Origin of the sequence: Pseudocitrobacter corydidari (assembly GCF_021172065.1) — a bacterium.
Taxonomy (GTDB): Bacteria; Pseudomonadota; Gammaproteobacteria; order Enterobacterales; family Enterobacteriaceae; genus Pseudocitrobacter; species Pseudocitrobacter corydidari.
Genome location: NZ_CP087880.1, coordinates 1,769,000 through 1,785,156, shown reverse-complemented (window position 1 = coordinate 1,785,156; position 16,157 = coordinate 1,769,000). Strand labels below are relative to the sequence as shown.

At 56.8% G+C, this 16,157-nt stretch carries 14 protein-coding genes; 12 read left to right on the top strand and 2 right to left on the bottom strand.

The features are described from left to right. Positions 1 to 40: 40 nt before the first annotated feature. The 11 genes from flgB to flgL all read left to right on the top strand — a co-directional run bounded on the left by flgB (position 41) and on the right by flgL (position 9,929). Complete coding sequence (flgB, locus tag G163CM_RS08270) at positions 41 to 457, top strand: flagellar basal body rod protein FlgB (protein ID WP_015964876.1); 417 nt, start codon at positions 41 to 43, stop codon at positions 455 to 457. A gap of 3 nt (positions 458 to 460) precedes the next feature. Continuing rightward, positions 461 to 865, top strand: coding sequence for a flagellar basal body rod protein FlgC (flgC, locus tag G163CM_RS08265; protein ID WP_015964875.1), 405 nt, complete (start codon positions 461 to 463; stop codon positions 863 to 865). An 11-nt stretch (positions 866 to 876) separates the two neighbouring features. Then, positions 877 to 1,566, top strand: a complete 690-nt coding sequence (gene flgD, locus G163CM_RS08260; RefSeq protein WP_015964874.1) for a flagellar hook assembly protein FlgD — start codon at positions 877 to 879, stop codon at positions 1,564 to 1,566. 14 nt (positions 1,567 to 1,580) lie between these two features. After that, complete coding sequence (gene flgE / locus G163CM_RS08255; protein WP_231827673.1) at positions 1,581 to 2,834, top strand: flagellar hook protein FlgE; 1,254 nt, start codon at positions 1,581 to 1,583, stop codon at positions 2,832 to 2,834. 18 nt (positions 2,835 to 2,852) lie between these two features. Beyond that, a complete protein-coding gene (locus G163CM_RS08250) occupies positions 2,853 to 3,608 on the top strand; it encodes a flagellar basal body rod protein FlgF (RefSeq protein ID WP_015964872.1) in 756 nt (251 codons plus the stop codon). Between the two features lie 8 nt (positions 3,609 to 3,616). Then, a complete protein-coding gene (gene flgG, locus G163CM_RS08245; protein WP_015964871.1) occupies positions 3,617 to 4,399 on the top strand; it encodes a flagellar basal-body rod protein FlgG in 783 nt (260 codons plus the stop codon). 110 nt (positions 4,400 to 4,509) lie between these two features. Beyond that, positions 4,510 to 5,208, top strand: a complete 699-nt coding sequence (gene flgH / locus G163CM_RS08240; RefSeq protein WP_108475785.1) for a flagellar basal body L-ring protein FlgH — start codon at positions 4,510 to 4,512, stop codon at positions 5,206 to 5,208. Between the two features lie 11 nt (positions 5,209 to 5,219). Further along, the gene (locus G163CM_RS08235) at positions 5,220 to 6,317 is read left to right on the top strand and encodes a flagellar basal body P-ring protein FlgI (protein ID WP_015964869.1); all 1,098 of its coding nucleotides are present in this window, start codon (positions 5,220 to 5,222) and stop codon (positions 6,315 to 6,317) included. Next, on the top strand, positions 6,317 to 7,264 hold the full coding sequence (gene flgJ, locus G163CM_RS08230) for a flagellar assembly peptidoglycan hydrolase FlgJ (protein WP_231827672.1): 948 nt from the start codon (positions 6,317 to 6,319) through the stop codon (positions 7,262 to 7,264). Before G163CM_RS08235 ends, flgJ begins: the two co-directional genes overlap by 1 nt. Before the next feature lie 73 nt (positions 7,265 to 7,337). Beyond that, positions 7,338 to 8,978, top strand: coding sequence for a flagellar hook-associated protein FlgK (gene flgK, locus G163CM_RS08225; protein ID WP_231827671.1), 1,641 nt, complete (start codon positions 7,338 to 7,340; stop codon positions 8,976 to 8,978). A 15-nt stretch (positions 8,979 to 8,993) separates the two neighbouring features. After that, positions 8,994 to 9,929 carry a flagellar hook-associated protein FlgL gene (flgL, locus tag G163CM_RS08220; RefSeq protein ID WP_231827670.1) on the top strand — a complete coding sequence of 312 codons (936 nt, stop codon included), beginning with the start codon at positions 8,994 to 8,996 and terminating at the stop codon, positions 9,927 to 9,929. Between the two features lie 39 nt (positions 9,930 to 9,968). Here flgL and G163CM_RS08215 read toward each other — a convergent pair whose 3' ends face one another. Beyond that, complete coding sequence (locus tag G163CM_RS08215; protein ID WP_231827669.1) at positions 9,969 to 11,174, bottom strand: MFS transporter; 1,206 nt, start codon at positions 11,172 to 11,174, stop codon at positions 9,969 to 9,971. 109 nt (positions 11,175 to 11,283) lie between these two features. On the opposite strand from G163CM_RS08215, the gene G163CM_RS08210 reads away from it, so the two are divergent. Beyond that, positions 11,284 to 12,213, top strand: coding sequence for a LysR family transcriptional regulator (locus G163CM_RS08210; protein WP_231827668.1), 930 nt, complete (start codon positions 11,284 to 11,286; stop codon positions 12,211 to 12,213). 42 nt (positions 12,214 to 12,255) lie between these two features. Here the strand turns inward: G163CM_RS08210 and rne are convergent, their stop codons facing one another. Further along, positions 12,256 to 15,492, bottom strand: coding sequence for a ribonuclease E (gene rne / locus G163CM_RS08205; RefSeq protein WP_231827667.1), 3,237 nt, complete (start codon positions 15,490 to 15,492; stop codon positions 12,256 to 12,258). Positions 15,493 to 16,157 lie beyond the last annotated feature (665 nt).

Below are 16,157 nucleotides of genomic sequence, written 5' to 3'. Positions count from 1 at the left end.
TTAAGCTGTCGGCTGGAATTTTGTCATCTGCGGAGGAGCCATGCTCGATAAACTCGACGCCGCGCTGCGTTTTCAACAGGAAGCCCTGAATCTGCGCGCTGAGCGCCAGGAGATTCTGGCCGCCAATATCGCCAACGCTGATACCCCGGGGTATCAGGCGCGCGATATCGATTTTGCCAGTGAACTGAAAAAAGTGATGGAGCGAGGACGGGCGGGCACCAACGGCGTGGCGCTGTCGCTCACATCCGTTCGTCACATACCCGCACAAAACCTCTCATCTGCTGCCACCGATTTGCTCTACCGCATTCCCGATCAGCCCGCGCTGGACGGGAACACCGTCGATATGGATCGCGAGCGCACGCAGTTCGCCGACAACAGTTTGCAGTACCAGACCGGGCTTACGGTACTGGGCGGGCAAATCAAGGGGATGATGAGCGTCCTCCAGCAGGGGAATTAATGCATGGCTTTACTGAATATTTTTGATGTGGCGGGCTCCGCACTCACCGCGCAGTCCAAGCGGCTGAACGTGGCTGCCAGTAACCTGGCAAACGCCGACAGCGTGACCGGCCCGGACGGCCAACCGTATCGCGCAAAGCAGGTGGTTTTCCAGGTGGATGCGCAGCCGGGTGCGGCAACGGGCGGGGTGAAAGTGGCCGATGTGATTGAAAGCCAGGAGCCCGACAAGCTGGTCTACCAGCCGGGTAACCCGCTGGCGGATGCGAAAGGCTATGTGCGCATGCCAAACGTTGATGTGGTCGGTGAGATGGTCAACACCCTGTCGGCTTCGCGCAGCTATCAGGCCAACGTCGAGGTGATGAACACCGTGAAAAGCATGATGCTCAAAACCCTCACGCTGGGTCAATAACGGAGAGAACAATGTCCATTGCAGTGAACGTCAATAGCACCAGCGCAACCAGCGCAACCAGTAACAGCGGGTCGCTGACCAGCAGCAGCGCGGATGATTTACAGAACAGTTTCCTGACGCTGCTGGTGGCGCAGCTGAAAAATCAGGATCCCACCAACCCGATGGATAACAGCCAGCTCACCAGCCAGCTGGCACAAATCAGCACCGTAAGCGGTATTGAGAAACTCAATACGTCGCTGGGCTCCATTTCCGGGCAAATCGACAGCAGCAAATCATTGCAGGCGTCATCGCTGATTGGTCACGGCGTGATGATCCCCGGTACTACCGTGCTGGCGGGCAAAAACAGCGATGGCGACGGCACGGACACCACGCCGTTTGGCGTTGAGCTTGAGCAGGCGGCCGACAAAGTGACCGCCACGATAACCGACAGTAACGGCAATGTCGTCAAAACGCTGGATATCGGCGCGCTGAGCGCAGGCGTGCACACCTTTACCTGGGACGGTACCGGCACGGACGGTGCGGCGGTAGCGGATGGCGCGTACAACGTCAGCATTACCGCCAGCAGCGGCACCACGCAACTGGTGGCGCAGCCGCTGAAATTTGCGCTGGTGCAGGGCGTGACGCTGAGCGGCAACGGCAACCAGTTAGATCTCGGCACTTACGGCACCACCACGCTCGACGAAGTTCGTCAGATTATTTAATTCAGGAGTGAATCATGGGCTTTTCCCAAGCAGTCAGCGGCATGAATGCCGCGTCCAGTAATCTCGATGTTATCGGCAACAACATTGCTAACTCCGCAACCTACGGCTTTAAATCAGGCACCGCCTCGTTTGCCGATATGTTTGCCGGTTCAAAAGTGGGGCTGGGGGTGAAAGTCGCCGGGATCACTCAGGACTTTACTGACGGGACGACGACCAGCACCGGACGCGCGCTGGACGTCGCCATCAGCCAGAACGGTTTTTTCCGCCTCACCGACAGTAACGGTTCCGTTTTCTATAGCCGTAACGGCCAGTTTTCCCTCGATGCAAACCGTACGCTGGTGAACTCTCAGGGCTTGCAGGTGACCGGTTATCCGGCGTCCGGTACGCCGCCGACTATTCAGCAGGGGGCGAATCCCACGGCAATTACCATCCCGAACTCGCTGATGTCGGCAAAAGAGACTACCACCGCGGCGATGCAGGTTAACCTCAACTCGACGGATGCCAAACCGAGCGTCGCCACGTTCGATCCGGCTAATGCCGACAGCTACAACAAGAAAGGTACGGTTACCGTCTACGACAGTCAGGGTAACGCCCATGACATGAATATCTATTACGTAAAAACCGATGACAATAAGTGGGATGTCTACACCCAGGACACCAGCGTCAGCGGCGCGGCAGCGAAGAAAGCGGCGCAGATGTCCTTCAGCAGCAATGGCACGCTGAGCGAGATCCGTAATTACGACGACACGGGGGCCCTCGCAACCGATGCCAACGCAAACCCTGAGATTCAGGTCGCTATTGATGCACTTAACGGCTCCGCCGCCGGTTCTTTCTCCCTGAGCTTCCTCAATTCCATGCAGCAGAATACCGGCGCCAACAACATCGTCGCTACCTCGCAGAACGGCTATGCGCCGGGCGACCTGGTGAGCTATCAGATCAACGAAGATGGCACCGTGGTCGGGAACTACTCCAACGAACAGAGCCAGCTGCTCGGTCAAATCGTACTGGCGAACTTCGCCAACAACGAAGGTCTGCAATCGGAAGGCGATAACGTCTGGTCTGCCACGCAATCCTCCGGCGTGGCGCTGCTGGGCACCGCGGGCAGCGGCAACTTCGGTAGCCTGACCAACGGCGCGCTGGAAGCCTCTAACGTCGATCTCAGCAAAGAGCTGGTCAACATGATTGTCGCCCAGCGCAACTATCAGTCCAACGCCCAGACCATTAAAACTCAGGATCAGATCCTGAACACGCTGGTTAACCTGCGTTAATCCCGATAAGGCAGCTTTATGGATCACGCAATATACACGGCGATGGGCGCAGCGAGCCAGACGATGGAGCAGCAGGCGGTGACCGCCAGCAACCTCGCCAACAGTTCGACGCCGGGCTTTCGCGCCCAGCTCAACGCCATGCGCGCGGTGCCGGTAGAGGGGCTGTCGGTGCCGACGCGTACGCTGGTAACGGCCTCCACGCCGGGCGCGGATATGACGCCAGGCCAGCTCGATTACACCTCACGTCCGCTGGACGTGGCGCTGCAACAGGATGGCTGGCTGGCAGTGCAAACCGCCGATGGCGGGGAAGGGTATACCCGCAACGGCAATATTCAGGTAGGGCCAACCGGGCAACTGACCATTCAGGGTAATCCGGTGATGGGCGATGGTGGCCCGCTCACCGTGCCGGAAGGCGCGGAAATCACCATCGCGGCGGACGGAACCATTTCAGCGCTCAACCCTGGTGACCCGCCGAATACGGTGGCGCAGGTGGGACGGCTGAAAATGGTGAAAGCAGATAACACGGAAATCGTGCGCGGCGATGATGGCGTATTTCGCCTGACCGCAGAAGCGCAAGCTACCCGTGGCCCAATGTTGCAGGCCGATCAGTCTATCCGTTTGCAGTCCGGCGTGCTGGAAGGCAGTAACGTCAAACCCGTGGCGGCGATGGCCGATATGATAGCCAGCGCCCGCCGATTCGAAATGCAGATGAAGGTTATCAGCAGCGTGGATGAAAACACGCAGAAAGCTAACCAGTTGCTGTCAATGAGCTAAGGAAAATCATGATCAGTTCATTATGGATCGCCAAAACCGGCCTCGACGCGCAGCAAACCAATATGGACGTTATCGCCAACAACCTGGCGAACGTCAGTACGAATGGTTTTAAGCGTCAGCGTGCGGTGTTTGAAGATCTTCTTTATCAAACGGTACGTCAGCCGGGAGCGCAATCTTCAGAGCAAACCACGCTGCCGTCCGGTTTGCAGATTGGTACCGGTGTGCGCCCGGTTGCCACCGAACGTCTGCACAGCCAGGGCAATTTGTCGCAAACCGATAACAGCAAAGACGTGGCGATTAAAGGCCAGGGCTTCTTTCAGGTACTGCTGCCGGATGGTACTTCCGCGTATACCCGCGATGGTTCGTTCCAGGTTGATCAGAATGGTCAACTGGTGACGGCAGGCGGTTTCCAGGTGCAGCCGGCGATCACCATTCCGGCGAATACGCTGAGTATCACCATTGGCCGCGATGGCATCGTCAGCGCGACCCAGCAGGGGCAGACCAACCCGGTGCAGGTGGGGCAGCTTAATCTGACCACCTTTATGAACGACAGCGGGCTGGAGAGCATTGGCGAAAACCTCTACGTCGAGACTCAGGCATCCGGTGCGCCGAATGATTCCACGCCGGGCTTGAACGGCGCGGGGCTGCTCTATCAGGGGTATGTCGAGACCTCTAACGTTAACGTGGCGGAAGAACTGGTCAATATGATTCAGGTACAGCGCGCCTACGAAATTAACAGTAAGGCGGTATCGACCACCGACCAGATGTTACAGAAACTGACGCAACTGTAAGGGTTGTGCCGGATTTGTCGGATGCGCTGCGCTTATCCGACCTACGAACGGATGAAATTTGTAGGCCGGATAAGCGCAGCGCATCCGGCGCAAACCAAAAGATGAAAACCATGCAAAAAACCGCAGCGTTTCGTTATCCGCTTTTAACGGCACTGGCGCTCTCTATGACCGGTTGCGCCTTCATCCCCAGCAAGCCGCTGGTGGAAGGCGCAACCTCGGCGCAGCCGATCCCCGGCCCGGTACCGGTAGCGAACGGCTCAATATTTCAGACGGCGCAGCCGATTAACTACGGCTACCAGCCGCTGTTTGAAGACCGTCGGCCGCGCAATATTGGCGATACGCTCACCATCGTATTGCAGGAAAACGTCAGCGCCAGCAAGAGTTCTTCTGCCAACGCCAGCCGCGACGGCAAAACCAACTTTGGCTTTGACGTCGTGCCGCGCTATCTGCAAGGGCTATTCGGCAACGCGCGTGCGGATGTTGACGCCTCCGGCGGTAACACCTTTAACGGTAAAGGCGGCGCCAATGCCAGCAACACCTTTAGCGGTACATTAACCGTCACGGTCGATCAGGTTCTGGCGAACGGCAACCTCCACGTGGTGGGGGAAAAACAGATTGCCATTAATCAGGGCACTGAATTTATCCGCTTCTCAGGTGTGGTTAACCCGCGCACCATCAGCGGCAGTAATACCGTGCCGTCCACTCAGGTGGCGGATGCGCGTATCGAATATGTGGGCAACGGCTATATCAACGAAGCGCAGAATATGGGCTGGTTGCAGCGTTTCTTCCTGAATTTATCGCCGATGTAATGAGGTGGAACATGTTTAAAACCCTGATTGGCTTGGCGCTGATTCTGGTAAGTACCCTGGCACAGGCCGATCGCATTCGCGATCTCACCAGCGTACAGGGCGTCAGGGAAAACTCCCTGATTGGCTATGGTCTGGTGGTTGGGCTGGACGGCACGGGTGACCAGACTACCCAGACACCGTTCACCACCCAGAGCCTGAACAACATGTTGTCGCAACTGGGGATCACCGTTCCGGCGGGCACCAACATGCAGCTGAAAAACGTGGCAGCGGTAATGGTCACCGCCCAGTTCCCGGCGTTTGCACGTCAGGGGCAAACTATCGATGTGGTGGTTTCGTCGATGGGTAACGCTAAAAGCCTGCGCGGCGGTACGCTGTTGATGACGCCGCTGAAGGGGGTTGATAGCCAGGTGTATGCCCTGGCGCAGGGGAATATTCTGGTGGGCGGCGCGGGCGCGTCGGCGGGCGGCAGCAGCGTGCAGGTTAACCAGCTTAACGGCGGGCGCATTACCGGCGGGGCCACCATTGAACGCGAACTGCCAACGCAGTTTGGTGCGGGGAATACCATTAACCTGCAGCTGAATCAGGACGATTTCACCATGGCGCAGCAGATTGCCGACACCATTAATCGTCGCAGTGGTTTTGGTAACGCCACCGCGCTGGATGCGCGTACGGTGCAGGTTCGCGCGCCGCAGGGCGGCAGCGGTCAGGTGCGTTTGCTGGCGGATATCCAGAATCTGGAAGTGGGCGGCGTACCGCAGGATGCGAAGGTGATTATTAACTCGCGTACCGGGTCGGTGGTGATGAACCGCGAAGTGACGCTGGATACCTGTGCGGTGGCGCAGGGCAACCTCTCCGTTACCGTGAATCGTCAGGCACAGGTTAGCCAGCCGGATACACCGTTTGGCGGCGGCCAGACGGTGGTGACACCGCAAACGCAGATCGATCTGCGCCAGAGCGGCGGCTCGCTGCAAAGCGTGCGGGAAAGTGCCAACCTCAACAATGTCGTGCGTGCGCTGAATGCGCTGGGCGCGACGCCGATGGAGCTGATGTCGATTCTGCAATCGATGCAAAGTGCCGGATGCCTGCGTGCGAAAGTGGAGATCGTCTGATGCTGGGCGACAGCAAATTAACCGCCAGCGCGGCGTGGGATGCGCAATCGCTTAACGAACTCAAGGCGAAAGCCGGACAGGATCCGCAGGCTAACCTGCGGCCTGTCGCCCGTCAGGTGGAGGGCATGTTCGTGCAGATGATGCTGAAGAGTATGCGCGAGGCGCTGCCGAAGGATGGGCTCTTTAGCAGCGACCAAACCCGGCTTTACACCAGCATGTACGATCAGCAAATTGCCCAGCAGATGACCGCCGGAAAAGGACTGGGGCTGGCGGAAGAGATGGTGAAGCAGATGCAAACGCAGAAGGAACCGTCCGCCACGGTGGGCCAGGTTCCGATGAAATTTGACCTGCCAACCGTCACCAGCTTCCAGAACGATGCGCTGACGCAGATGGTGCGCAAAGCGCTGCCGAAAACGCCCGGCGGCAGCGATGCGCCGCTCTCCGGCGACAGCAAAGATTTCCTTGCGAAACTGGCGCTTCCGGCGCAGGTGGCGAGTGAGCAGAGCGGTATTCCGCACCATCTGATTCTGGCGCAGGCCGCGCTGGAGTCGGGCTGGGGCCAGCGGCAAATTCGCCGTGAAAACGGCGAGCCAAGCTATAACCTTTTTGGCGTGAAAGCCTCTGGCAACTGGAAAGGGCCAGTGACGGAAATCACCACCACCGAATATGAAAACGGTGAAGCAAAGAAGGTGAAAGCGAAATTCCGCGTCTACGGTTCGTATCTGGAAGCGCTATCGGATTACGTCGGCTTACTGACACGCAACCCGCGCTATGCCGCGGTTACCAACGCATCGACCGCCGAGCAGGGGGCGCAGGCGTTACAGAATGCCGGATACGCCACTGACCCGCAGTATGCGCGCAAGCTAACCAATATGATTCAACAGCTTAAATCCTTAAGCGACAAAGTCAGCAGCGCGTACCGAAATGATATTGAAAATCTCTTCTGATACACCTCAAGTTTGCCAGGCGGCGACCGATAACGATTAAAGGCCACGCGTCTGAACGTATAAAAGGAAGAACATGTCCAGTTTAATCAATAGCGCCATGAGTGGATTGAGTGCGGCACAGTCGGCACTGAATACCACCAGTAATAATATTGCCAGCTACAACGTCTCGGGCTATACCCGCCAGACCACGGTGCTCGCTTCGGCGAACAGTACGTTAGGTGCGGGAGGCTGGGTCGGCAATGGCGTCTACGTTTCTGGCGTTCAGCGCGAATATAATGCATTCATCACCAACCAACTGCGAACGGCGCAGAGCCAGAGCAGCGGGCTGACCACGCGTTATGAGCAGATGTCGAAAATCGACGATATGCTTTCCGGCACCACAAACTCTCTCTCCACCACGCTTCAGGATTTCTTCTCCAGTATGCAAACGCTGGTGAGCAACGCTGAAGATCCCGCCGCGCGTCAGACCGTTTTGGGTAAAGCGGATGGTCTGGTCAATCAGTTTAAAGTCGCCGATCAGTATCTCCGCGACCAGGATAAGCAGGTGAATCTCTCTATCGCTACCACCGTTGATCAAATCAACAACTACGCGAACCAGATTGCCAGCCTGAACGATAAAATCTCGCGCCTGACCGGCGTGGGTGCAGGTGCTTCACCTAACGACCTACTCGATCAGCGCGATCAGTTAGTCAGCGAGTTAAACAAGCTGGTGGGCGTGGAAGTGAACGTGCAGGATAGCGGAACATTCAACGTCACCATGGCGAACGGTTATACGCTGGTGCAGGGCAGTAGTGCCCGCCAGCTGGCCGCCGTGCCGAGCAGCAGCGACCCAACGCGCACCACCGTGGCGTATGTTGATAACGTCGCGGGGAATATTGAAATCCCGGAAAAACTGCTTAACACCGGCTCGCTTGGCGGTTTGTTGACCTTCCGCTCGCAGGATCTCGACCAGACTCGCAATAGCCTTAACCAAATGGCGCTGGCCTTTGCGGATGCGTTTAACGTCCAGCATAAAGAGGGTGTCGATGCGAACGGAAAAGACGGGAAGGACTTCTTCACGATTGGCGACCCGTCCGTTGTGGCGAACAGCAAAAATAGCGGTAAGGCGTCGCTGGCGGCGGAAGTGACGGATGCCTCCAGCGTACAGGCCACGGATTATCGCGTGAGTTATAAAAACGGTGAATGGCAGGTGACGCGTCTTTCCGATAACACCACGGTGAAAGCGGAACAGAAGGATGGCGCATTAAACTTTGACGGGCTCTCCGTCACGGTGAGCGGTACGCCAGCAGAGAATGACAGCTTTACCGTGAAGCCGGTGAGCGATGCAATTGTGAATATGAGCGTGGCGATAAGTGATGAATCTGAGCTCGCACTGGGTATTGATGACGCGGAAAATGGCGAGAGCGATAACCGTAACGGCCAGGCGCTGCTGGATTTGCAAAACGCGAAGCTGGTGGGAAATTCGAAAACCTTTAACGACGCGTATGCGGCGCTGGTCAGCGATATCGGGAATAAAACCTCGACGCTTGAAACCAGCAGCACCACGCAAAGCAACGTCGTCACCCAGCTCAGCAAACAGCAGCAATCCATTTCCGGCGTGAACCTGGATGAAGAGTACGGCAACCTGCAACTCTTCCAGCAGTACTATCTGGCGAATGCCCAGGTGCTGCAAACGGCAAGCACCCTGTTTGATGCCCTGATTAATATTCGCTAAGGAGAGGAATAACGTATGCGTGTCAGCACCCTGATGATGTATCAGCAGAATATGCGCGGGATAACGAATTCCCAGTCTGAATGGCTGAAATACGGTGAACAAATGTCGACCGGCAAGCGGGTGAACCGCGCATCCGACGACCCGGTGGCGGCATCGCAGGCGGTGGTGCTGTCGCAAGCGCAGGCGCAAAACAGCCAGTTTGCCACCGCGCGCACGTTTGCCACTCAGCGCGTGTCGATGGAAGAAAATACGCTGGCGCAGGTGACCACGGCGATTCAATCGGCGCAAGAGAAAATCGTGTATGCGGGGAACGGCACATTAAGCGATGATGACCGGGCCTCACTGGCAACCGACCTGCAAGGGATCCGCGATCAGCTTCTCAATCTGGCGAACAGCCAGGACGGCAACGGTCGCTATATTTTTGCCGGTTATAAAACCGATACGGCACCGTTTACCGATGACGGTACGTATGTCGGCGGCTCGGAAAATGTCGCGCAGCAGGTCGATGCTTCACGCTCAATGGTGATTGGTCATACGGGCGACAAGATTTTTGATAGCCTGACCAGCAATGCTAAACCGGGAACGGATAGCAATCTTTTTGAGATGCTGGACAGCGCAATTGCCGCGCTGAATAAACCGGTGAGTGATGATGAAGATGCGCAGGCGCTGGCCAGCGCCGCTATCGACAAAACCAACCGAGGGCTAAGCAACTCGCTCAACAATGTACTGAGCGTACGTGCTGAACTGGGCACTCAGCTTAATGAACTGGATAAACTTGACGCGCTGGGCGATGACCGCGCGTTAAGCCAGACGCAGCAGATGAGCAATCTGGTGGATGTGGACTGGAATGAGACAATCTCTAACTACGTGATGCAGCAAACGGCGCTACAGGCATCGTATAAAGCGTTTAGCGATATGCAGGGGATGTCGCTGTTTCAGTTGAATAAATAAGATTATGGGCCGGATGCGTACATCATCCGGCCCTATGAATTAACATTCTGCCTGTAAAGTGGTGCGACGCAGCCGACGAGTTTCCACCCAACGAACCACCCACGCGCATCCCCCGGCAACCGTCGCCAGCCCGACAACGCCTTCCCAACCCGCCAGCGCATACAGCTGACTACCCAGAACTGACCCCAGCGCCATGCCAATAAATACCACCGTAAATAACAGTGCGTTCAGGCGACCGCGCGCCTGAGGTTCCAGGCTATAAACCAGGTTCTGGTGCGCAACCAGGCTTGATTGCAGGCCCAGGTCGAAGCCAATGGCGGAGAGGGCGATTAACGTCAGTTGGGCCATCGGTGGCAAAACAGGCAGAATAAACATCAGTGCAAAGGAAACCGTGACCAGTGCCGCACCTAACTGTGTGACTTTCTCGGCGCCTACTTTATCTGCCAGCCCACCGGCGAGGGGAGCGGCCAGGGCGCCAGCCGCACCGGCAATCCCGAAACCACCGGCGACGGCGCTGCCCATATGATGATGTTCCAGCAGCATGACCGCGAGCGTGGACCAGAACGCGCTGAAGGCAATGGAAAGCAAGCCCTGCGCCAGCGCTGCGCGGCGTAACGTCGGATAACGTTGCCACAGATGCACCAGTGAAACCATTAATGCCGGATAGCTCAGGCTGGAGTGCGCGGTAAAACGTGGCAGCACGCGCCACATCAGCACGCCAATCAGCGCGATACTCACTGCTGCGGCCTGATACACCACGCGCCAGCCAAAGAGTTCGCCAATCACACCGCTCACGGTACGCGACAGCAAAATTCCCAGTAATAACCCCGTCATCACGGTACCGACCATTTTTCCCTGCTTCCCGGCTGGGGCGAGGATGGCGGCGGCAGGCACGATATCCTGTGCCATCGTCGCCGCCATGCCGATCAGCAGGCTGACAACCAGCAGCGGATGGAAATGCTGCGTCATGCTGCACAGCAGCAAAAGGACGGCGAGCATTACGCTTTTTAACAGGATTAGCGTACGGCGATCGTAACGGTCGCCGAGCGGCAGCAGGAATAAAATTCCCAGTGCGTAGCCCGCCTGGGTGAGGGTAGGGATAAGCCCCATTCCTTCAACATTCAGATGCAAGGTGTCGCCCATCAGCGGCAGCAGCGGCTGGGCGTAGTAGATGGCGGCGACGCTAAACCCTGCGCCGAGCGCAAGGATAAAGATAAGCCAGCCCGGATTAACATGTGTTTTCATCAGATATTCCTCAGATTCGGTATGGCGCTATTTTTCCCTGAAGCGCGCTGGCGCGGTAGCCAGCGTGGTGGTAAAACAGTTATACGTTTGACGTATAGGCAAGTGGTCAATGAAGAAGCAGGAACGTATAGATAGAGTTGAGCTGATGCGGACCTTTATTCGCATTGTCGAATCGGGTTCGCTATCGGCTGCCGCCCGTCAGCTGGAGACTACGCAGGCCACCATCAGCCGTCGTTTACAGTCGCTGGAATCGCTGCTGGGGGCGAAATTGATTCTTCGCTCCACCCATGCGATGAAACTGACTGACGATGGTGAGCGCTGTTACCAGCATGCGCGTCAGGTCGTGGATGCCTGGCTGGCGCTGGAAGATGAATTACAGCTCACGGACGATCAGCCCGTCGGTACGCTACGGGTGCGCGCGCCGCATGCGTTCGGCCAGGAGCAGCTGCTGATGCCGCTGATTGATTTTCTGGCCGAACATCCGCAATTGTCGGTCGAGTGGATGCTCAACGATAAAAACGTCGACTTTATGAGTGACAATATTGATTGCGCGATCCGCGTTGGGGCGGAAGTCGACCCGGCCACCGTCTCCGTACTGCTGGCGGAGGTGCCGCGCTGTACGGTGGCCTCTCCTGAACTGTTAGCAAAATTCCCGACAATCACCCATCCGCAGATGATGTCCACATTGCCGTGGATTGCGATCAGTACCTTCTATCAGCATGATGTCACGCTACGTCGACAGGAGGAGAGCGTGACGTTTTCACTGGTGCCGCGTCTGAGTACCGACAGCCTCTACGTCGCTAAAAATGCTGCGCTGGCGGGGCTGGGGATCGCCATTGTATCAAGCTGGACGGTAGAGGAGGACCTGGCGCAGGGGCGGCTGGTTGAACTGTTACCTGACTGGCAGGCGGCAGCGCTACCTGTTCATCTGGTCTATCCGTGGGCCCGTTACTACCCGACGCGCTTGCGTAAATTTCTTGATTTGATGCGCGACGTGATGCCGAAAATTGCCGGGATGCAGCTACCGGGAAAAGCATAAAAAAACCGGCCACGGAGGCCGGTTTGATTTTTAGCGTGTCAGTTACTCAACAGGCTGTGGGCGTGTCGGCCCTGAAGAGGCCTGATGGGTTGCGCTATGGCCACCCGCAGCGCCTTTACCGTCGAAGCCGAACGCCGGGCGAACCCAGTCGCTGTGGCGCGGTGCTTCAGGCACATAAGCCGGAGCCGGTGCGCGAGTCATCGGTGCGCTGGCATGATGGGCCGCAGAAGGTGCAGTTTCGACAACAGGCTTAGCCACTACGTCTGGCTTGGCGACGGCAACCGGTGCTTCTTCGACCACTGGCGCTTCTACCGGCGCAGCGGTTTCAGCAACCACTTCTGCAACCGGTGCTTCCGGCTCAACTGCGGCAGGCTGCACTTCTTCAACCACTTCCTGTGCAACCACAACGTCTTCTTCGGCGATGATTTGCGGCTGTTCAGCCACCGGCGCTTCAATCACTTCCGGATGGCTGGTTTCAACCACCGGCTCAACGATTTCAGCAACTGGCTGCGGCTGGGCCACAGGTTCAACGGTTTCTACCGGGGCAACAGGTGCTTCGGCAACGATGGTTTCAGCAACCGTTTCAGCAACCACCGGTTCAGCGGCGGCGACTGGCGCAACAACCTGCTCAACGGTTTCCTGAACCACGACGTCCTGCTCGCGCTGTTCTTCAACAACCTGATCCTGCGGACGGGTTACCGGGTAACGGATCCACACTTTACCTGACGCCAGTTCCGGCGATGCGCACGCTACGGTCAGCGGCATCGGAGTCTGGGTCGGATAACGCTCGTCACGATAGCGACGACGACGCTGACCGCTCACGCGCAGATGACGCGGGGAACGGCGTGAACGACGCGGCATACCCGCGGCATCACGTGCTTCGCCGTTGTCATCGTGCTCGGCCTGAACCGGTGCGCTTTCAACGACAGCAGGCAGATCGACTTTCGCCAGCTCGGTACGCGGTGCGGCAGTTTCCTGCGGGATATCGTCTTCGAAGGTTTCGCGTGCCGCCGTTTCTTCCGCTGTTTCAATGCGGATTTTCTGCGTCAGCTGACGTTGCTTACGACGCGGCATGGTCTGAACGCGTTCATCCTGCGCATTGTCGTCGGCAACGATATCTTCACGAACCTGCGGTTTCGCTTCCTGCTGTGCCTGACGTTTTTCGTCGTTATTACGACGACGGTTACGTTCACGGCGCGGCTGCTGCTCATCGCGGGATTTCGCTTTATCGCCATCTTCAACGATGTTCTGCTGACGGTTGTCGCGCGTTTCCGTATTTTGCTGCGGTTTTTCGCGACGGTTGCGACGGTTGTCTTCACGACCTTCGCGGTTTTCACGCGGCTCGCGGGCTTCGCGTCCTTCGTTATCGCCACGGTTGTTGTCGCGACGGTCGTTGCGCTCGCCACGATCGCCTCGGTCGTTGCGGTCATTACGATCGCGACGGTTGTTTTGACGCGGCTTGCGGCGCTCCTGCTGGCGAGCAGGTTTCTCTTCTTTCTTCTCCGGCTGCGGCTCAACAACGGGCTCTTCGCTACCGCCAAACAGGTTTTTCAGTGCGCTGAAGAAGCGAGACAGCAGGCCCGGAGCGGCAGGGGCAGCGACAGTGGCCGTTTTGACAGCGGTCGGTGCGGAAACAGCCGGTTTTTCAGCCGTTGGCGCAGGTGGTACTTCCGGCATCACGAAGGTGGCGAGAGCAGGTTGCTCAGGCAGTTTGCGCTCAGCAGGCTCATCTTCAGACGGCAGCGCCATCTCTTCTTCGTGCAGTTTCGGCAGCAGATAGCTCAGGGTTGAGGTCTCTTCACCTTTACGCACGCGCAGGACATGATAGTGCGGCGTTTCCATCTGATCGTTCGGCACGATGATGCAGCGAACATCGCCACCCTGACGGGTTTCAATGGCGCTCACAGCGGCACGTTTTTCGTTCAACAGATAAGACGCAATCGGCACAGGGACGATGGCGTGAACCTCTTTGGTGTTCTCTTTCAGCGCTTCTTCTTCAATCAGACGCAGAATAGAGAGAGCCATGGATTCATTGTCACGCACGGTACCGGTACCGGAGCAGCGCGGGCAGACGTGATGGCTGGATTCACCCAGTGAAGGGCTCAGACGCTGACGCGACATTTCCAGCAGACCAAAGCGAGAGATGTGGCTGATTTGGATACGCGCACGGTCCTGACGCACCGCTTCACGCAGACGGTTTTCTACCGCGCGCTGGTGGCGTACCGGCGTCATATCAATGAAGTCGATAACAATCAGACCGCCCAGGTCGCGCAGGCGCAGCTGGCGGGCAATTTCATCGGCGGCTTCAAGGTTGGTATTGAACGCGGTTTCTTCGATATCGCCGCCGCGGGTGGCGCGCGCAGAGTTGATGTCGATAGCGGTCAGCGCTTCGGTGCTATCAATAACGATAGAACCACCGGACGGCAGACGAACTTCACGCTGGAATGCGGATTCGATCTGCGATTCAATTTGGTAATGACTGAACAGCGGGATTTCGCCGGTGTACAGTTTAATTTTGCTGCTGAAATCCGGACGGCCCAGCGCGGAGATATGCTGGCGAGCCAGCTCCAGCACTTTCGGGTTATCGATCAGGATTTCGCCGATGTCCTGGCGCAGGTAGTCGCGGAAGGCACGCACGATAACGTTGCTTTCCTGGTGAATCAGGAACGGCGCAGGGCGGCTTTCAGCGGCTTTTTTGATGGCTTCCCAGTGTTTCAGGCGGAAGCTTAAATCCCACTGCAATGCTTCGGCAGATTTGCCAACGCCTGCGGTGCGAACGATAAGCCCCATGCCATCCGGCAGCTCAAGGCTTGCCAGCGCTTCTTTCAGTTCGGTGCGATCGTCGCCTTCGATACGGCGAGAGATACCGCCCGCACGCGGGTTGTTCGGCATCAGCACCAGATAACTGCCCGCCAGGCTGATAAAGGTGGTCAGCGCAGCGCCTTTATTGCCGCGTTCTTCTTTATCAATCTGAACAATCACTTCCTGACCTTCACGCAGCACGTCTTTGATGTTCGGACGGCCATGTGCGCTGTAGTTAGCAGGGAAGTATTCGCGGGCAATTTCTTTGAGGGGGAGGAAACCGTGACGTTCAGCGCCGTAATCGACAAACGCTGCTTCAAGACTCGGTTCAATGCGGGTAATTTTGCCTTTGTAGATGTTCGCTTTTTTCTGTTCATGACCTGGGCTTTCGATATCCAGATCATACAGACGCTGCCCATCAACGAGGGCGACACGCAACTCTTCCTGCTGAGTTGCGTTGATTAACATTCTTTTCATCGTAACTTACTCATTATTCTTACATTGACGACTAAGCTGCGAGCAGAGTGATACCTTTCCGGGGTAAACCGATGGCCTCGTGACTGTTCACGTCGCCAACCTCACGGTTGTCGCTCGCTTAAGAGGCGCAGAGTGTCGGTAGCCTGTATTTCAAACGGAAACACAGCGCAATTATCAGGGGAACAGCCTGGGATAACTCTCCAGAGAAGATTCCATTTATACTCATCGTCATTCGCTCAACAGACGCGTGGCTTCGCCTGCTTACCCCAGTTGCTTTGACTTAGGTAAGCTTCCGTGGACGCCCGGCTTGCCGTCATTCTGTTGGGTGAAATCCAGTAAAGTATCTACCGGTAAGGACTGCAACCCGCAGCCCGCTAACTGTCTGAAAGATCAATACGTCTTACGCCATTGCTGCGTGGATGATCGGACAGACAAAACTGGTCATTCCGTTTAATTCCTTGCACTAACAAGATGAACACGGAAAACGTCTTCATTATTCCTTGCTAACCTTGTTATAGCAAGTTGACTTTCACCTTTTATCACCCGGTTAATCACAGTTTTTTCACTTGCTCGTTGAGATTGCTCTAATAACAATCAATGCGATCGGTGAAGAAGACCATGAGTCAGGGCAATGACAAATATCTACACGAACTATGAAGAGTATA